The organism is Pseudochrobactrum sp. sp1633, from assembly GCF_030376605.1.
Taxonomy (GTDB): domain Bacteria; phylum Pseudomonadota; class Alphaproteobacteria; order Rhizobiales; family Rhizobiaceae; genus Pseudochrobactrum.
Map to the genome: position 1 here is coordinate 57745 of NZ_JARRAE010000011.1, position 18862 is coordinate 76606.

The 18862-nt window shown below is 52.6% G+C and carries 17 protein-coding genes and 1 riboswitch; of the genes, 9 read left to right on the top strand and 8 right to left on the bottom strand.

Translation table 11 applies throughout. The features are described from left to right. Nucleotides 1-91: 91 nt before the first annotated feature. Both P8H26_RS13100 and P8H26_RS13105 read left to right on the top strand, forming a co-directional pair. Complete coding sequence (locus P8H26_RS13100) at nucleotides 92-1417, top strand: YjiH family protein (protein WP_289633505.1); 1326 nt, start codon at nucleotides 92-94, stop codon at nucleotides 1415-1417. Next, entirely contained in the window at nucleotides 1404-1982 is a 579-nt protein-coding gene (locus tag P8H26_RS13105) for a HutD family protein (protein ID WP_289633506.1), read from the top strand. The genes P8H26_RS13100 and P8H26_RS13105 overlap by 14 nt, the downstream gene beginning before the upstream one ends. On the opposite strand, the gene P8H26_RS13110 is transcribed toward P8H26_RS13105, so the two are convergent. The 5 genes from P8H26_RS13110 to P8H26_RS13130 form a co-directional block, all read right to left on the bottom strand. After that, the gene (locus P8H26_RS13110; protein WP_289633508.1) at nucleotides 1931-2485 is read right to left on the bottom strand and encodes a gluconokinase; all 555 of its coding nucleotides are present in this window, start codon (nucleotides 2483-2485) and stop codon (nucleotides 1931-1933) included. The genes P8H26_RS13105 and P8H26_RS13110 overlap by 52 nt on opposite strands. A gap of 15 nt (nucleotides 2486-2500) precedes the next feature. Then, the gene (locus P8H26_RS13115; protein ID WP_289633509.1) at nucleotides 2501-3520 is read right to left on the bottom strand and encodes an ABC transporter substrate-binding protein; all 1020 of its coding nucleotides are present in this window, start codon (nucleotides 3518-3520) and stop codon (nucleotides 2501-2503) included. A gap of 8 nt (nucleotides 3521-3528) precedes the next feature. After that, a complete protein-coding gene (locus tag P8H26_RS13120) occupies nucleotides 3529-4290 on the bottom strand; it encodes an ABC transporter ATP-binding protein (protein ID WP_289633511.1) in 762 nt (253 codons plus the stop codon). Continuing rightward, nucleotides 4287-5108: an ABC transporter permease gene (locus P8H26_RS13125; RefSeq protein ID WP_289633512.1), complete on the bottom strand. Its 822-nt coding sequence runs from the start codon at nucleotides 5106-5108 to the stop codon at nucleotides 4287-4289. Before P8H26_RS13125 ends, P8H26_RS13120 begins: the two co-directional genes overlap by 4 nt. A gap of 111 nt (nucleotides 5109-5219) precedes the next feature. After that, a riboswitch (TPP riboswitch) is annotated at nucleotides 5220-5332 on the bottom strand. A gap of 98 nt (nucleotides 5333-5430) precedes the next feature. Then, entirely contained in the window at nucleotides 5431-6801 is a 1371-nt protein-coding gene (locus P8H26_RS13130) for an aspartate aminotransferase family protein (RefSeq protein ID WP_289633513.1), read from the bottom strand. A gap of 378 nt (nucleotides 6802-7179) precedes the next feature. Here P8H26_RS13130 and P8H26_RS13135 point away from each other — a divergent pair, with 378 nt between their 5' ends. The 5 genes from P8H26_RS13135 to P8H26_RS13155 all read left to right on the top strand — a co-directional run bounded on the left by P8H26_RS13135 (nucleotide 7180) and on the right by P8H26_RS13155 (nucleotide 13721). Beyond that, a complete protein-coding gene (locus tag P8H26_RS13135; RefSeq protein ID WP_289633573.1) occupies nucleotides 7180-7848 on the top strand; it encodes a GntR family transcriptional regulator in 669 nt (222 codons plus the stop codon). A gap of 220 nt (nucleotides 7849-8068) precedes the next feature. Further along, nucleotides 8069-9538 (top strand): efflux transporter outer membrane subunit, encoded by a 1470-nt coding sequence (locus tag P8H26_RS13140; RefSeq protein WP_289633515.1) that lies wholly within the window; start codon nucleotides 8069-8071, stop codon nucleotides 9536-9538. 21 nt (nucleotides 9539-9559) lie between these two features. Beyond that, nucleotides 9560-10792, top strand: a complete 1233-nt coding sequence (locus P8H26_RS13145) for an efflux RND transporter periplasmic adaptor subunit (protein ID WP_289633517.1) — start codon at nucleotides 9560-9562, stop codon at nucleotides 10790-10792. Between the two features lie 2 nt (nucleotides 10793-10794). After that, nucleotides 10795-12771 carry a MacB family efflux pump subunit gene (locus tag P8H26_RS13150; RefSeq protein WP_289633574.1) on the top strand — a complete coding sequence of 659 codons (1977 nt, stop codon included), beginning with the start codon at nucleotides 10795-10797 and terminating at the stop codon, nucleotides 12769-12771. Nucleotides 12772-13043: 272 nt separating this feature from the next. Continuing rightward, on the top strand, nucleotides 13044-13721 hold the full coding sequence (locus P8H26_RS13155) for an outer membrane protein (RefSeq protein ID WP_289633519.1): 678 nt from the start codon (nucleotides 13044-13046) through the stop codon (nucleotides 13719-13721). A gap of 101 nt (nucleotides 13722-13822) precedes the next feature. Here P8H26_RS13155 and P8H26_RS13160 read toward each other — a convergent pair whose 3' ends face one another. From P8H26_RS13160 to P8H26_RS13170, 3 genes are read right to left on the bottom strand one after another with little or no spacing between them, the layout of a single operon-like run. Continuing rightward, a complete protein-coding gene (locus tag P8H26_RS13160; protein WP_289633520.1) occupies nucleotides 13823-14926 on the bottom strand; it encodes an ABC transporter substrate-binding protein in 1104 nt (367 codons plus the stop codon). Next, complete coding sequence (locus tag P8H26_RS13165) at nucleotides 14923-16308, bottom strand: sensor histidine kinase (protein WP_289633521.1); 1386 nt, start codon at nucleotides 16306-16308, stop codon at nucleotides 14923-14925. Before P8H26_RS13165 ends, P8H26_RS13160 begins: the two co-directional genes overlap by 4 nt. Beyond that, entirely contained in the window at nucleotides 16298-16972 is a 675-nt protein-coding gene (locus P8H26_RS13170; protein WP_289633523.1) for a response regulator transcription factor, read from the bottom strand. The genes P8H26_RS13165 and P8H26_RS13170 overlap by 11 nt, the downstream gene beginning before the upstream one ends. 224 nt (nucleotides 16973-17196) lie before the next feature. On the opposite strand from P8H26_RS13170, the gene P8H26_RS13175 reads away from it, so the two are divergent. After that, the gene (locus P8H26_RS13175; protein WP_289633525.1) at nucleotides 17197-18168 is read left to right on the top strand and encodes a tripartite tricarboxylate transporter substrate binding protein; all 972 of its coding nucleotides are present in this window, start codon (nucleotides 17197-17199) and stop codon (nucleotides 18166-18168) included. A gap of 223 nt (nucleotides 18169-18391) precedes the next feature. After that, entirely contained in the window at nucleotides 18392-18850 is a 459-nt protein-coding gene (locus tag P8H26_RS13180) for a tripartite tricarboxylate transporter TctB family protein (protein WP_289633527.1), read from the top strand. Nucleotides 18851-18862 lie beyond the last annotated feature (12 nt).

An 18862-nucleotide genomic window follows, 5' to 3' on the forward strand; every position in this document is an offset into this window, starting at 1 on the left:
GGCTTTGGGAGAGGCCGTATCATACAAGGACAAAAAGCATTTAGGATCACGGAATCTCCTTCTGCATGAATAACAATAATCAGGGGTAATCATGACAGATACAACAATCAGCAGCAGCGGCGGCTCACGCGGCGGGGCTGCTCTCAAACTCATCTTCTTCAGTTTTATCGGCATTTTCTTTTTCTTTGTGCCGGTGACGATCGGCGGTAAATCCACCATTCTGCTCGACCATGCAGCGACCGCTATCGCCACACAATTACGGCCTGCGGCGCTGACTTTTGTCTGCCTGCTGATTGCCTATGGCGCGCTCAGCCCGTTTGTCCGCGGCACATGGAATAAAAACCTGACCGAGACAATTTTCTCCGTTTTGCGTGTGCTGGGTCTGGTGCTCACAATCATGTATCTCGCCGGTGTCGGGCCGGCATTGCTGTTCACGCCGGATATGTTGCCGTTTCTTTTTGACAAGCTGGTGCTCTCCGTTGGCCTGATTGTGCCGATCGGCGCACTCGCACTGGCTTTCCTAATTGGTTATGGGTTGCTGGAATTTACCGGTGTGATCGTGCAGCCGGTTATGCGCCCGATCTGGCGCACACCGGGCTGGTCGGCTATTGATGCCGTGGCCTCGTTTGTCGGCAGCTATTCGCTGGCTTTGCTGATTACCGACCGCGTTTACCGCGAGGGCAAATATACCGCGCGTGAAGCGGCGATTGTTGCCACCGGCTTCTCCACCGTTTCCGCCACCTTCATGATTATTGTCGCCAAGACGCTTAATCTCATGGATGCGTGGAACCTGTATTTTTGGACAACTTTCTTCGTGACTTTCATCGTTTCGGCGATTGTTGCGCGTCTGTGGCCGCTGGCCAAAATGGATCATCCTGAAAACCGCGACACGCCGCTGCCACATGGCAAATCGCGTCTGGCGACTGCGATTGATGCCGGTCTGGAACAGGCAGAGAAAGCACCGCATATTCTGCCGATGCTGCGTGCAACTTTCCTCGACGGCTTGCGTATGGCCTCGATGATCCTGCCAAGCATTATGGCTGTTGGCCTGCTCGGCCTGCTGGCCTCCAAATATACACCGGTCTTTGATGTGCTGGGTCTCGCGCTCTATCCGTTCACATGGATTGCCCAATTGTCAGAACCAATGCTGGCGGCGAAATCAATGGCTGCCGGTCTGGCTGAAATGTTCCTGCCTGCCATCCTGCTGAAAGATGCCGATGTGACGCTGAAATTTGTTGCAGCTGTTGTTTCCGTCTCGCAGGTGCTGTTTCTTTCAGCTTCCATCCCTTGTGTTCTTGCAACTTCAATTCCGCTCAAATTCCGCGACCTGATCGTGATTTGGTATATCCGCACCGCTCTCAGCATCTTGCTGACAGCACCTGTTGCTCTCTGGGCAGTCTCGAATGGCTGGTTATAATATGCAGCTTCTCAAATCCGGTGATCACCGCCGCATGCCGTGGAAAAACGGCGGCGGGGTCACCATCGAAATAGCGGTTTTTCCTACGGATGCGTCGGTCGATAATTTCGACTGGCGTGTCAGCACAGCAACCGTGGCCAGCGACGGAGCATTTTCGGTTTTTTCCGGCATTGACCGCACTTTATCGGTGTTGGAAGGGGACGGTATTATCCTGTCTGTGGAAGGGCTCGAAGAGCAGGAACTGAAGGGCGAGACACCGCCCTTCCCGTTTCCGGCAGACAGCCCGACCAGTGCGAAACTGCTTGGCTCTGCTATCACCGATCTCAATGTGATGACGCGGCGCGGGCGGTTTGCCCATCAGGTCATCCGCCATCCGATTTCAGGAGATACAGTCTTGTCTCTCTCCGGAACGACTGTGCTCGTCTTTTGCGGCAGCGGTTCGGTGCAGACCAATGATACACAGCTTGAGGTCAATGATTGTCTGAGGTTTGAGCAATGCAGCAATACAGAGCTTCAGCTCTCCGGCAGCGGCACAGTCTTTGTGATTGCGCTTAACCCGGTCTGATCTTCCAGCCATGTTTTGCAAGTCGCAAGCATGGCGCTCACAGGCTGATCACAAGACAATATCAATGTCGCCGGTTCGCCTAGCGGGTTTTCAAAACTTGCCAGTTGCGAGGCGAGCAAAGATGCGGGCATGAAATGTCCGTGTCTTGCCTGCAAACGCGCAGCGATCATGACTGGATCACAAGTCAGGCAGATGAAATATAAAGGCTGGCCGGTCTGAGCGCGCAGAAAATCCCGATAGGATTTTTTCAATGCCGAGCAGCTAGCAACGGCACACTCAGATGACAGTAAAATTTGTTCCGACACTGCCTGCAACCAAGGCCACCGGTCAGCATCATCAAGGGCGATGCCCGCCTGCATTTTCGCAATATTGCTGTGCGGATGCAGTGCATCGCCCTCTATAAACGGCAAATCAAGGGTCTGCGCCAGAGCTGAGGCCAGTGTTGATTTGCCGGAACCGGAAACGCCCATCACCACAATTTGCACCGGTTCCGTTTTCTTCATGCTGTGACCCGTTCTTTACGGCAGAAAATCATTGGTAAAATAACCGGAAAAATCAGGTTTTTCCTGCACCGGATTACCATCTTTATCATGCAGAATTCCCGCTTCAAACAAGAAGTCGCCAAGCGCTGTCATTGTTGCAGGCCGCATTTTTCCGATGGTGCCATCATGATCACGCAGAAAATTCCCGTCATTCAAAGCTTTCAGCGAAGCGCGGATCAGCTTGTCATCGGTGAGCATATCCTGATTTCCGCGCAGCAGAATATCACTCGCCTCATCAGGATGATCCACCGCATAGGCATAGCCGCGTTGTGTGGCGGCGAGAAACGCCTTCGCCGTTTCCGGCTGGCTGGTCAGAAACTTGTCGCTTGAGGCAAGTAAGGTCGTGTGCTCATCCGGCACACCGTAATCAGAATAGCGGAATGCCCGCTGTTTCACACCTTCCAGCTCGTTTTTCACGCCTTCCCAGGTCACGATTTCCAGCGTGAAATCCACAGCGCGATTGGCAAGCGCCTCATAGGCAGAGGTGCCGAGTGTTGCCACTTCAAACTCACCTTTGCCGCCGTCATGACGGATCATGCTCGCAATCATTCTGCGCTCCCATGCAGAACCGAAACCGGCATAGATTTTGCCGTCGAGATCTTTCGGTGAGCGAATATCCTGCCGGTCATCGTTAAAGACAAGGCGCCCTGTCTCGTGCTGCACCACCGCATAGGTCGCAACCAGATCGGCACCGGCGGTGCGCTGGGAAAACACACCGGTGGAACTGACAATGCCAAAATCCGCCGCGCCGGTGGTGACCAGCACGCCCGCCGACATATCAGAATAAGGCAGGATCGTTACATCCAGCCCCGCCTCTTTATAAAAGCCCTGATCGCGGGCGATAAACATACCGATATGATTGGTATTCACAGTCCAGTCGAGCGCGACGGTTACTTTCGCCAGCTCTTGTGCTGATGCTTGCGCCGCTGGCAGCGCACAGAAAAGACCGGTGGCAGCAACGGCTGACAACAGACGGCGACGGTTCAGAATGGCCATAACTTCCCTCACGAATTTAACAAGATGTTTAAAATTTCAGCTTCAAGCAGCGCGGCTTTTTCCAGTGCTTTCTCCGGCATTTGTCCGGGCATGGTGCTGCGTCGCGGTCTTGGCAGATCGACCGTCACCTCATGCACAACCGTGCTTGGCCGTGCCGACAAAACATAAATCCGGTCGGAGAGATAAACGGCTTCACGCACATCATGGGTGATCAGCAGCGCCGTCCAGCGATGACTCTGCCACATGGTCTCCAGCCATTGCTGCATCGAGGCGCGGGTCAGGGCATCCAGTGCACCGAAAGGCTCGTCCAGCAGCAACATATCCCGCTGTTGAATGACCGTGCGCAGCAAGGCCGCGCGCTGACGCATGCCACCGGACAACTCTGCCGGATAGGCTTGCTCAAAACCGGCAAGGCCGAATTCCTCAAACAATGGTTCAGCTAATTTACGTGCCTGCTGACGGCTCATGCCCTGCACTTCCAGCCCCAGCGTGGCATTGTCGATCATCCGCCGCCAAGGCATCAGCGCATCGCGCTGTGGCATGAAGGCAAAGGCATTGCGGGCTTTGGTCAGAGCGGCACCATCAAACAACATGCTGCCTTTTTGCATTGGCTCGGCACCGGTCAGCAGATTGAAAATAGTGGATTTACCCGCACCCGATGGCCCAAGAACGGAGACAAACTCCCCCGCCGCCACATGCAATGAAATATTGCGCAATACCTCAAGCGACCCGAAGGATTTGGCAATATTTTTCAGTTCCAGACGTGTCATTGCCCTGTGCCTCCGTCGGTTTTCAACCATGGTGCTACCCAGCGCTGCACCAGAAATGTCAGGGCAAAGAGGCTCAGCGTGAGCGTTGCACTGATGAACACTGCAGCCAACACCAGATCAGGGCGAAAGTTGTTTTTGGCATTGAGAATATAAATGCCTAAACCTTTGAAAGCGCCCGCATATTCGGCAAAGATGGCCGCAACCACCGCATAGGTGATGGAAATCCGCAGGCCTGCGAAAAAATACGGCAAGGCGGACGGAATGCGTGCAAGCCGGAAGATTGTCCAGCGCCCTGCTCCCATTGAAGCCAGCAATTGCTCGATCTCTTTTTCTGTCGCCGCATAGCCCTGCACGAGCGCCACCAGCATCGGAAAAAATGTGACCAGAGATACCAGCAGAATTTTCGGCAGCAGCCCAAAGCCGAACCACAGCACAATCAACGGCGCAATGGCGATCAGCGGCAGGGTCTGGCTGATAATGAACAGCGGAAACAACGCGCGCCGCAGCAGGATATAGCGGTCGATCAGTACGGAGAGCAGACAGGCAGTGATGACCGAACAGCTAAAGCCGATCAGCGTTGCGCGGATGGTCGGCAGCGTGTTGTCCCACAAAGCCTGCCGGTGCAGAACCATCTGCTGAACAATGCGGCTAGGCGCGGGCAGCGCTGAGGAGGAAATGCCGGATAAGGCGACATAGCCCTCCCAGAACAGAAACACCGCACTGATGGACAGCGTAGCGGGAAGAATTCTGGACGAACGCCCAGTGAATTTGCGTGCAGATTGCGGGCAATCTGCGACAACAGCTTGATAAGCAGACATGACAAAATTCCGGTGACAAGACTATGGGTGAGACTTGCTACGAAGTTTTTCAGGTCGGCCGGAAACCATCAGCCGGAATTGCCGTGACAGAATAAAGGGAAATTTGTGCGCCAGAAAACATGGTCCGCCTCGCTCCGCTAGTATTACCCAGATCAGCTTTAGAGTCCGCCAGTTTGACACTAGCATCTCAGCCCCGGCACTACGGAGCCCCCCTGTGGATGCGCGAGATTAAGCACATATTGCAGTGCTTTGAAAGGGTATAAATAAAAACGGCGCATATGATTGCTCACATGCGCCGTTTCATTCCAGCTTTCAGAAGAAATTATTTTTTAACTTCTGCAGCCACTTCATCAAGTGCTTTTGCAAAAGCACCGACCATTTCATCGACCTGTTTTTCGTTGATGATCAGCGGCGGGCAGAATGCAACCGTATCCAGCATATTGCGGCAGATTACACCGTGATTCAACAGCGCAGCATTTGCCTTCAGGCCGAGATTACCGGCTTTTTCAAGCGGCTCTTTGGTCTGCTTATCAGCAACCAGTTCAACCGCTGCGATCAGGCCTTTACCGCGCACTTCACCCACAAGCGGATGATCGGCCAGTTCACGCAGACGCTTCTGCATATGCGCACCGACTTCACGGGCATTGGCAACCAGATTGCGCTCTTCAATGATCTTGATATTTTCATTGGCAACGGCCGCGGCAACCGGATGTGCACCACCGGTATAACCATGACCGAATGTGCCGATACGATTGCTCTCATCCGCCAGCGGTGCAAAGACCTTTTCATTCACCACAAGTGCCGAAATCGGCAGGTAGGACGATGAAAGCTGCTTGGAGAACACCATAATGTCCGGCTGCATTTTGAAGGTCTCGGAACCGAACATATTGCCGGTACGGCCGAAACCGCAGATCACTTCATCCGCAATCAGCAGAATGTCGTATTTCTTCAGAACAGCCTGAATTTTGCCCCAGTAACTATCCGGCGGCACAACAACACCACCGGCACCCATGATCGGCTCACCGATGAATGCGGCAATGGTATCCGGGCCTTCTGCAAGGATCATTGCCTCCAGATCAGCGGCCATTCGGTCGGTGAACTGTTCTTCCGTTTCACCCGGCAGCGCCTCACGCCAATAATGCGGGCAGGATGTGTGCAGAATATTGGCAATCGGCAGATCGAAAGACATCTGGTTTGCAGGCAGGCCGGTAAGGCTTGCAGCAGCAATGGTCACACCATGATAACCGCGTTTGCGGCTGATGATCTTTTTGCGCTGCGGCTGGCCGAGTGCATTGGAACGGTACCACAGCATTTTGATCGCGGTATCATTGGCCTCGGAGCCGGAATTGGTGAAAAACGCCTTGCTCATCGGCACCGGCGCCATTGTCACCAGCTTCTCAGCCAGATCAATCGCAGGGCCATGCGATTTATGACCGAAATTGTGGTAATAAGGCAGCTTCTGCATCTGCTTGGTGGCGGCATCCACGAGACGCTGTTCTGAGAAGCCCAGACCTACACTCCACAGACCGGCCAGACCTTCAATATAGCGCTTGCCGTTATTGTCCTCGACATAGATCCCATCGCCTTTTTCAAGGATCATCGGTCCGATTTCCTGATGACGACGCGCATTCGTATAGGAATGAAGGTGATACTGAATATCCCGCGCTTCAGGTGAATTCGGCTGCTTATCCATAGTTCCCTACCTGGTTTATTTCAGAGCGGTTTTTCTTTTCCGAACCGGAAACCGCTCATCGCTTTACTCGGCGCAGTTTTTCGCACAAAACCGGTTCCGCTTTTGGCTTAAAACTGCTCTGAAATTTCTCCGCTGAAGCGATGTCTGAAATAAAACTCCGCCTCCCATTTGATGCATCATGTTTTTTATATAATAGTTTGTCAAGCATATCGCAGACCCAATTTATTGTTGCGGGATGGCTTGCAATCAGCGTAATCAATAGCATTATCGGTATTTTATTCACGGTTGTGACAAGGGTTAAACGGGGAATTAATCAAGCGCGATCGGAGGTTAATTCAGTCGCGCATATACTGGGGGGAAACATCTTGCATGAACAGCATTTCAGAACTTCAGACGCTGGAACATCATAATCTCGGCGAAATCGTTTACCGGAAATTGTCGCAGGCGCTGATGCGCGGACAATTTGCACCTGATACCAGACTGACAATCCGCGAGCTTGCCGCCTCACTCGGCACCAGTGTTACGCCGGTGCGGGATGCTTTGCTGCGGCTTATTCAGGATGATGCGCTGATTCAGAAAACCCCGCGCGACATCCGCGTGCCGGTGCTGGATCAGAAAAAATATGAAGAAATCCGCGCTATTCGCGTGCGCCTTGAAGGGCTTGCGGCCAGACAAGCCGCAGAACAGGCCGACAAAAAGGATATCGCCAAGCTCTGGAAGCTGGTTAAAGACAACGATAAAGCGATGGAAAAACAGCTTTGGAGCGATGCCTTAGCGATGAACCATATTTTCCACACCGCTTTGGTTGAGGTTGCCGGTATGCCGGTGCTCAACTCCATCATTAATCGTTTATGGTTGCAGATGGGCCCGCTGATTGCTGATGCTTACAGGCATGGCGGGCGCACCATGATTGACGACCATTACAAGATTGTGGAGGCGATTGAGCGGCGGGATGCCGATGCCGCGGAGGCGGCAATCGCGCATGACATTCTGACAGCAAGTGATCTGATTATCAGCCGCATCCGGCTGCATAATGCGAACCCGTAATACATGATTTTTCAGACATGACGGATTTTACTGGCTGAACCCTGACATTTTACCCGTTCTTTGCCCACACTCAGCGGATTAATTATTACAAATCGTTAAGCTTGGTAAAAAAACGGTTTTCTTGCTTTTTTTCAGCGCCAAGCTGTGACAAGACTGCAAACACGGCATGACAGCGGTGTTTGCTTTGCTGTTATTTATATTTCAGGGATATTGCCTTTTCATGACTGTGCTGTTTTTGCGCCTGGCAACATTGACCATGACGCTTCCGGCTCTTGGAGCCTGTGTCGCCGTCGGTCCTGACTATCAAACACCATCACACCTGTTACCTGCATCCTGGGGCGGGCAGAAATCTGCACCGGCAAAGCCTGCGCAGCTTGCCCAGTGGTGGAAGCGTTTTAATGATCCGGTGCTGGACAGCCTGATTGAACAGGCCGTGCAGGGCAATAATGATGTGGCGCTGGCCAAAGCCAAAATCCGCGAATCCCGTGCCTCATACCGGCAGGCAGGCGGTGTGCTTTATCCGACTCTTGAGGGATCAAGCAGTGCAAAACGCTCAAAGGCCGGTGACAGCGGAGAAAGTACAAGCCTCAATGCCGGTCTGAATACCAGCTGGGAGCTTGATCTTTTCGGCGCTAATCTCCGCTCAGTGGAGGCGGCGCGCTATGGTCTGGATGCCGAGCAGGAAAATATGCATGCGGTACTGGTCACTATGATCGGTGATATCGCCAGCAATTATGCAGAGTTGCGCGGGTTGCAGGCGCGGATTGCATTGACAGAGCGCACCGTTGCCTCCCAGCGCAAAACCGCTGAACTGACCCGTGCGCGCTTCAATGCCGGTGATATTTCTGAAGTGGATCTTGCCAATGCTCAAGGCCAGACCAGCAGCACGGAAGCACAAATACCGGAACTGAAAACCGCCTATGCCAAGAGCCTGCACCGTCTGTCTGTCCTCACCGGACAGGCACCGACAGCACTGACGGCACGTCTTGAAAAATCAAAGCCCGTCCCCTCTGTTCCGGCAATCGTGACGGCCGGTATTCCGGCTGATCTTCTGCTGAACCGGCCTGACCTGCGGGTTGCAGAGCGCAATTATGCGCGCTCGACCGCAACAATCGGGCAAAAACAGGCGGCGCTTTATCCGAGTGTCAATCTGACCGGCAATATCAGCACTGCCGGTGCGCAGATTGGCGACCTTGGCAAAAGCTCCACGATCAGCTGGGGCTTCGGGCCGAGCCTGACTGTGCCGCTGTTTAAAGGCGGGCAGCTCAATGCGGCCGTGGACGCTGCAAAAGCCAGCCGCGATCAGGCCTTTATCAGCTATCGCAAAGCTATTCTGACGACGCTGGAAGAAGTGGAAAATGCCAGTGTCTCGCTTAATCAGCGGCGCATTCAATATGCTAAAACACAGAAAGCCGTGCAGTCTTACCGGCGGGCAACGGATTTGTCCCGTGATCTCTATCAGAGCGGATCAACAAGCTTCCTTGATTTGCTGACGTCCGAGCGGTCGCTGTATTCCAATGAAGGCAGTCTGATACAGCTGAAAGTCAGCCTGTTGCAGGATTATATCAACCTGCAAAAGGCACTTGGCGGTGGCTGGAACGGCACAATCAATGCGGATAAGCCTGAGGTTCAGGACGGTTATACCGGCCCGCATTTAGTTGCTAAAAAAGAAAACACCCCGACACCATAAGTGCGGGTTTATGAGGTATAGATGAACGGTAGTACCAAAAAGAAACGCGGTTTTTCCAAAAAGAAATGGTTCTTCTGGCTGCTCGCAATCGCAGCACTGGCTGCTGTTCTCTATTACTTCACTGCGGATTATTTCAAGACCGAAGCCCCGCAAGTGATGACTTATACCGTGCGCAAGGGCGATATTGAAACCACGGTTCTGGCAACCGGAATTCTCAAGCCCGCGCGGCTAGTGGCTGTGGGTGCGCAGGCTTCAGGCCGCGTGCTTTCGCTGAATGTCAAAGCGGGACAGCAGATCAAAAAAGATGACCTGATCGCACAGATTGATGCCACCACTCAGAACAATGACCTGCGCAAAGCTCAGGCAGAGGAAATTCGCAATCAGGCAGACCGCGAAGATAAAATTGCGAAATTGCAGCTGGCCAAACAGGATCTGACCCGCCAGCAGCAAATGGTTTCGCGCAATGCAATTTCCAGAGCCGATTATGATAAGGCGGTCAGCGCTGTTAAATCTGCCGAGGCGCAAATCGCTTTAAGCGATGCGCAGATTGTGGTGTCTAAAATTGCGGTTGAAACTGCTGAGGCCAATCTCGGTTATACGCAAATCCGCGCACCGATTGACGGCACCATTCTGGCAACTGTTGTGCAGGAAGGCCAGACTGTGAATGCGGTGCAATCGGCGCCGACAATCGCGATTATCGGCCAGCTTGATAAGATGACGGTTGAGGCCGATATTTCCGAAGCCGATGTGGTCAATGTGAAAGAAGGGCAGGATCTCTATTTCACGATCCCCGGCCAGAATGACAAGCGCTATACAGCAAAATTGCAAGTGCTGGAGCCGGCACCACAATCCATTGTCAGTGATAAAAGCTTTGGCAGCAGCAGTTCCGCTAGCAGCAGCACAGCTTCGGCATCCGCTATTTATTACAAGGGTATTTTTGACATTGCCAATCCCGATGGTGTGCTCAAAACCTATATGACTGCGGAGATTCATATCATTCTCGGCAGCGCCAAAGATGTTTTGCTGATCCCCTCACCTGCTCTCTCTGCGCCTGACAAAAAAGGTCAGGTCACAGTCGGCGTAATGGGTAAAGACGGCACGATCACCCAAATACCGGTTGAAACAGGCCTGAATGACAAAGTGCTGGTGGAAATCCGCTCAGGCCTCAATGAAGGCGACAAAGTCGTGACCGGTGACGGCAGCGGCGGGCCTGCCGTTCCGCGCAGCAATCGCGGCCGCTCCATAAGGTTTTGATGATGGGTAAGCCACTGATTACCCTTGAGCATCTTTATCGCCACTATCCTTCAGGAGAGGGTTTTACGACCGTTTTGAAAGACGTCAATCTGACGATCGGCCACGGTGAAATGGTGGCGATTGTCGGTGCGTCCGGTTCCGGCAAATCCACGCTGATGAATATTCTGGGCTGCCTTGACCGCCCGAGCGAGGGCAAATATTTCATCTCCGGTCGTGAGACGTCTGATCTCGAAGCGGATGAGCTTGCAGAATTACGGCGCGAGCATTTCGGCTTTATTTTTCAGCGCTATCATCTGCTCAATGAGCTTAGCGCTGTCGGCAATGTGGAAATTCCGGCGATCTATGCAGGGCAAAGCCGCGAAAACCGGCAGGAACGCGCGGTTCATATTCTCGACCGGCTTGGCATGGGTGACCGCACTCATCACCGTCCCGGACAACTCTCCGGCGGGCAGCAGCAGCGTGTCTCCATTGCCCGCGCACTGATCAATAATGCGGATGTTATTCTGGCGGATGAGCCGACCGGTGCGCTGGACAGCCACAGCGGTGAAGAAGTCCTGAAAATTCTGGAAGAGCTGCACCGCGAAGGCAAAACCATCATCATCGTCACGCATGACCGGCATGTAGCTGAACGTGCGCAGCGCATTATCGAAATCAGCGACGGCGAAATTATTTCTGATACAACGCGTGCTGAAACGGCAGGCATTGAAGCACCCGCAATGAGCGACATTGCAACGGGAGCAAGCGAGAGCAATGGCGGGCAGTCGTCGCTCGGCACATTGACCGACCGTTTTGGCGAAGCCTTTCTGATGGCACTGCGCTCGATGAATGCGCACCGGCTGCGCACTTTTCTGACCATGCTCGGTATTATTATCGGTATTGCATCGGTCGTCTGTGTTGTGGCGCTTGGTAAAGGCTCGCAGAAACAGGTGCTCGACCAGATCAGCAGTCTTGGCACAAATACACTGGAGATTTTTCCCGGACGCGGTTTCGGCGACAGAAGTTCGGGGCGCATTACAACCCTGACGATTGATGACGCCAACCAGCTTGCCAAGCAGCCCTATATTATGGCGGCAACGCCAACAGTTTCCACGCCGACAACAGCCCGCTTTCATGGGGTTGAAGCCAATGCGCTTGTGAATGGTGTGAGCAATCAGTATTTTGTCACCCGTGGCAGTAAGCTGGCCGAAGGCCGGTTTTTTGACGAGAAATCTGTCCATGATATCGCGCTAGATGCTGTGATTGATGAAAATACCCGCAAAACACTGTTTGCAGGCTTTGAAGGCAGTCCGGTTGGCCAGATCATCATTCTCAAAAATGTACCGGTGCGCATTGTCGGGGTCATGCAACCGGAACAAGGCGGTTTCGGTTCCAGCGAGAACCTGTCCGTTTATCTGCCTTATACCACTGTACAAACCCGCATGACCGGCTCGCGCGTGTTGCGCAGTCTGACCCTGCGTATCAGCGATGGCACATCCCCCGATCTGGCGGAAAAAGCGGTCACTGCTTTTCTGATCCAGCGACACGGTGAGCAGGATTTTACGATCCTCAATACGGATGATATCCGCAAGACCATTACTAGCACCACGCAAGCGCTGACACTGCTGGTTTCAGCAATCGCGCTAATTTCCCTGCTGGTCGGTGGCATCGGTGTGATGAATATTATGCTGGTTTCGGTCTCTGAGCGCATTAATGAAATCGGCGTGCGCATGGCCGTCGGTGCGCGGCGCAGCGATATTTTGCAGCAATTTCTGATCGAGGCCGTGCTTGTGTGCCTGATCGGTGGCTTTCTCGGCATTATGGTGGCGATGGGCTTCGGCTGGCTGTTCAGGCAGTTCAATACACCGTTTGAGCTGATCTATTCGCCGTTCTCGATTATTGCTGCTTTTATCTGCTCCAGCCTGATCGGCATCTGTTTCGGCTTTCTTCCGGCACGAAACGCCTCGAAACTCGATCCGGTGGCAGCGCTCGCCCGCGATTGATCTATATCTTACAGGGCGTTCACGATGCTGGATGCCCTGTAAATTTTACAGGCAGTTTCTGCACAAAATTTTTCGCGTAAATATTATAGTTGAAAATATAAAAAACATCGCAATTTAAAATAAATGATTACGATATTTATCAAAAGACCATCATTATAAATATAATATAAAACAATATTTGAAATACATCCGATTTTTGTGTTGTAATTTTACTACATTATTTTTATTGAATCACAAATATAGTTCAATCTATACTTTGAAGGAGTATTTTTGTGAAAAATAAATTTTTATATTTAACCGCAGCATTCTTTATTTCCGGCGTGAGTTTGTCCCATGCAGCGGATGTTGTGTACAACAGCCCCGAAGCTCCGGCCTATGATGAAACCTCAATATGGAGCGGTGGCTATATCGGTGGTCAGGTCGGTTATAGCTGGGCAAAAAACAAGCTTTATGGTGGCGATGATAATATCTCTGCCAATTCTAACGGCTTTATGGGCGGTGTTTATGCCGGTTATAACTGGGAGTTTTCAAACGCTTATTTATTCGGCCTTGAAGGCGATATTAATTATTCAGATCTGAGTAAAGATACAGATATTGAGGTCAATAATCACGGTTCTGTGTGGAACAGCCGCGTTGAATGGGAAGGCGCATTGCGGGCACGCTTTGGTATCAATTATGAACGCTGGCTGCCATATATTGCCGGTGGTTTGGCATTTGCAGGCGTTAAACATAATCTGACAACCGGCAATACCGATATCGGCACCGCTTCCCACACCGCTGTCGGTTTCACCATCGGCGCCGGTATGGATTATGCGCTGACCAACAATCTGTTGTTACGTGCTGAATATCGCTACAGCGACTATGGCAAACAAGACATCGTGGAGAATAGTCTGGTTGAAGCCAAACTTACCACCAATAATATACGGCTGGGTATAGCCTATAAATTCTGAAACCCGTTACGTGTCTGAAATCAGCAACTCCGGAATGTTTCAGGTAAACATTCCGGAGTTTTTATTTGTTTTATTGTCTGGTGTGCGCCGGATAGGCGTTTTCAATGTTCCGGTGAGGATGGCAGCATTGCATCCCGCCAGTCACTGATAAAGCGCTGTCTGCGCATCTGATCCTGTGCCGCCAATAAGGACGGGCCGATGCGTATCGGTCGTCCGGTGCCGGAGGTCAAAAGAGAGGCCGGCGCATCAATATCAGGCGGCGGCACGCCGTCCCACGGAAAAGAAACGCCATGTTCCAGTGCTATAGTTTTTCCTTGCGGCGACAACAGATAATCAAGAAAACTCTCGCCCAGATGGTTGTTTTGCGCAAAGCGCGGTAACAATGCACCTCTGCTGAGAATATGGGTGTAATCACGCATCATCACGATACGCAGCTTCGGATTGCGTTTCTGTGCGGCATAGGCATAAGACCCCAGAATATTATAGCCGATATACAGTTCGCCGCTTTCCAGCCTGCTGAGAACATCATTATTACAGCAGTATAAGACACTTTCCGTGCGGCTCATGCTCTCCAACAACCTGCCATAGGTCGCAGAAGCCTGCTGCGCGTCGAGAAAAGCCAGAAGATAGCCTATGCCGGATGTTCGCAGATCATAGGTTCCCACACGGCGGAAATAATAGTCGTTCTTGCGGCGCAGCAAGTCGGCCAGTTCACCATGCGTTGCCGCCATTTCATCCGGTGCAACATAATCGCTGTTATAAACCAGAAGAGCCGGTTCAAACGTGAAGCCGTAAACTTCGTTGCGCCATTGCGTCCATTCCGGAATATCCGTTGTGTATTGAGAGCTATAAGATCTGGCGCAGCCGTCATTGGCGAGTTTAACCAGATGATCGACGGAAGATGACAGGATGATATCAGCGAAAGGCACTTTACCGGCACAGGCAGTATCGGCCTTTTCATACAGATCATTCGTAATAAAGTCCTGATAGGCGACAGCTATTCCCGGGCGGCGTTTTTGAAAATCTTCGATGAGAGGCGCGATGGCGGCCGTATCCATTGCACCATTGATATGCAGGCGTTCCGTTTCCGTTTGTTGTGCGGGAAACAGGCTGGCCGTTCCCTCTGAAGCATAAGCCACCAATGGACTACCAGTCGCAAGGCAAAGGGTCAGGGATAAGATTTTCAACAACGGATATCGGGTCATAGTGTATCCTGCCACAACGGAATATCCAGAATGACGCTGAAGCAATTCTCCGCAGTCTTTTCCTTAAAGCGGATCAGCCCGCTATGAGCGGTAGCAACTTCGGCCGCGATGGAAAAGCCAAGGCCGGAATTCCCCTCATCGGGCTTCGATGTCATGAAGCGTTTGACAACAAGCGGCCATTTATCAGGCGGAATGCCCGCCCCGTCATCGGTTACTTCCACAATCGCGCGCCCCCCCTCTTCCGCCACCCGCACCGCCAGCTTGGCCACGCTGCCGTGCCGCAAAGCATTGTCGATAATATTGGCGATAGCTTCACGCAGACTGACAATATCACCCTGAACCAAGAGTTGCGGTTGTTCGGCTTCAAAGGAAACCACAATATCAGGATTAACCGTTATCGGCACCGCAATGCGGAATGCCTGTCGGGCCACAGTCACAAGGTCTGTTTTTTCCAGATGCACGGTACCCGCCCTGTGAATGACCATTGCATGATTCAGCAATTGTCCCGTCAGTCTCGATAATTCTGTAATGCGTGTGCGCATGCGGTGTAATGAGCGTTTTGCTCCCGCAGGCAGACGCTCGGTTTCCAGCATATCGGCCTGCGCCGCCAGTGCCGTCAGCGGCGTGCGGATCTGATGTGCCGCATCCGCAATAAAGCGCTGCAACAACAAAACACGCTGATCAAGACGGCTCATAAAATGGTTGATCGAGCCGATGAAAGGCTTCATCTCGCCCGGCACATCAAGGTCAAGCGGCGTCAGATCCTGCGGGTCGCGTTTATGCAAAGCATTGCCGAGTGCTTCCACCGGCTGAAGAGAAAACCGGATAGCCAGAATACCCGCGATCAGCGCCAAAAAGCTCATCAGAATAACCAGCAAGATTGCCCGTCCGGTGATCTCATGGGTCAATGCGCTTCTGGCCTCTGTGGTTTGAGCAACGATCACATAGGCCCAGCCCGATAAAGGCGGATCGGATAAAACGCGCGAGACAACAACCAGACGGACAGGCGTTTCCCGATAGGTATCATTGAGAAAAACAGGGCCGGTGCGCGCTGCCGTATAATCAATAAACCCAGCCAGATCACGATAGCCGGTTAAGGTCTGCCCTTCCGTATCTATCAGGCGGTAGAAAATACGGTCTTCTTTTGAAAAGCCGAGCAATTCAAATGCTGAAACAGGCAGACTGGCAATCAGATGGCCGTCCTCAATCGACAGGCTGTCGGTCATTTGCAGCGCAGCACCAAGTAAAAGCCGGTCATAGGTCTGGCTGGCAGCGCTGCGCCCGTAATACCACGCGGCTGTTATGAGCAGCGCGGCACCAATCGCGAGAATAATACTGACCCGCAGCACCAGCCTGCCGAAAAGCGAATGTTCACGCGCCATCGTCTGCGACCATCTGATAACCAATGCCCCGCTGGGTAATGATTTTAACGCGGGCGCCCTCAATTTTCTTTCTCAGGCGGCTGATATACAGCTCAATCGCATTGCTGTTCACATCTTCATCAAAACCGTAGAGGTGATCCATCAGGTCACTTTTGCTGAAGAGCCGCCCCGGCCTTGAGACTAAGAGTTCAAGGATCGCGATTTCACGACGCTTCAGCTGAATTTCTTTTTTGCCAACGGTAACGGAGCGGCTTTGCCGGTCAAGAATGAGATTGCCGCATGTGAGCAGATTGGTGGCGCCACCGTTTTTCCGGCGTAATAAAACACGGACGCGCGCCTCAAGCTCCCGAAAATCAAAGGGCTTCACCAGATAATCATCCGCACCGATATCGAGCGCGCCGACACGGTCTTCAACTTCGGAACGTGCAGTTAAAATCAGAACGGGGCTCATATTTCCGGTTGAGCGGAGATGTTTTAATATCTCAAACCCGTTCATGCCTGGCAGCATAACGTCAAGTATAACCAGATCATATTCGGTAAAGCCGAGAATTTCCGCAGCGACAGTTCCGTCTGTCTGCCAATCAACCAAATGACCGGTTTTCCCCAAACGCTGGCTGATTGCCTCCCCGACATCCCTTGTATCTTCCACCAGTAGGATGCGCATAACCGCGATCTAACACTATGATGCGGGAGCGCACAAGAACAGGAAAATCTATTTTTTGTGACAGCCTCATGACAGGTTCATATGGAACTTCATGCATATCACGGATCGGGAGGAGTGGTCTGTGATGCCGCCATATCAGTGCGGATTTTGCACGAATGGCAGGTCACCGGTTTCCGGTCAGATGTCACAAGTACCGCCTGGAGAGCGGATAAGAGGGAGAGAACATGAAGCATATTTTCATCGGAGCTCTGGCGGTTGCCGGAATAGTCTTGTCTGTCAGTACAGGTGCGCAGGCTGAGCCGTCAAAACCTGAATGTCTCGCGGGGGCGAAGCCAGGCGGCGGTTTTGATCTGACCTGCCGTCTGGCAGCAAATGCCCTGCTGGCAACCAAAACCATCGCGAAGCCAATGGCTGTGACCTATATGGAAGGCGGCGTCGGCGCTGTTGCCTATAACCATGTCATCGGTAAGCGTGCGTCTGACAGCAACATGATTGCGGCGGCATCAACAGGTTCAGCCCTACTGATCGCACAGGGCAAATTCGGCAAATATGATGAGAGTGCCGTGCGCTGGCTTGGCGCTCTGGGCACCGATTACGGCGTGCTGGTTGTGGCCGCGGATTCCCCGTATAAAACCCTTCAGGAACTGATTGCAGCCTATAAAGAAAACCCTGCTGATTTTGCCATTGCGGGCGGCGGCGCGGTCGGCTCACAGGATTGGATGAAAGGCTCACTGCTGGCTAAAAATGCCGGACAGGACCCGAAACAAATGCGCTATGTGGCGCTTGAAGGCGGTGGCGCAGTACTCACAGCACTGGAGGGTGGCCATGTGAAAGTCGGCGCCGGTGATGCTGCTGAAATGTCAAAACACCATGTTGCCGGTAAAGTGCGTATTCTGGCCGTTATGGCACCGGAGCGCCTGCCCGGAGACCTCAAAGATGTTGCCACTGCCCGTGAACAGGGTGTTGAAATCGACTGGCCGGTCTGGCGTGGTTACTATGTCGGCAAAGATGTTTCCGACGCAGATTATAAATGGTGGGTAGATGCCTTTACCAAAATGGCTGAAACACCGGAATTTTCTCAGGAGCGCGAGGCACGCGGCCTTTATGCCTATACAGAAATCGGTCAGGCTTTTGACGATCAGGTTAAAGCTGACGTAGCGCGCTTTAAAACTTTGGCCAAAGAAGCGGGCATGTAAACCGCCGTTTTGCGGGCAGTGCGGATATTCAAGTCTGTACCTGCCCGTATCGCGGCTCTGTGTTCTGACTGATCCGGCGGCCTGTGCTGCCGGTCGCGGCAGACCAACAAATTTTACCTTTTACAATTTTCAGGCTGTGTTCGGAGCATGCAACCGCATTCCCGCAAAGCCGTGAACAAAAATGCAGTGCCTGCCTCACCGGCAGCGGTGCAGGAGGCAGATTATGTCCGAGAATACGATCAATTCCAAACGCATAGGGCTTATTTATGCAGCCTGTCTGCTGGTGCTGGCCGCGGTTTACGGGATCGGCGGCAGCCGCATTGACTATGCATTTGCCTCTGACCCGCTGGGGCCGCGGGTTGTGCCGGTTATGCTGGCCGTACTCCTTGCACTGTTGTGCTTTTTCTATCTCAGAAACCCCGGCGAGGCAGAAACCTTCCCGCGCGGTGCCACCTTACTCAGAATTCTGGCAGTACCGTTCACACTGGTTGTTGCCGTGCTGATGCTAGAAACAGCCGGTTTTCTGCTCACGGTTTTCTTTATTGTCACAGTCATCGGCGCCCTGTTCGGCGCTCCGCTGAAACTTGCACTGGCCGGCGGCGCAGCTCAGGCGCCGCTGTGGTGGTTCGTGTTTTCCTATTTGCTCGAAGTCTATTTGCCTAAGGGAATAGTCTTCGGCTGATCAGCCGGTTTC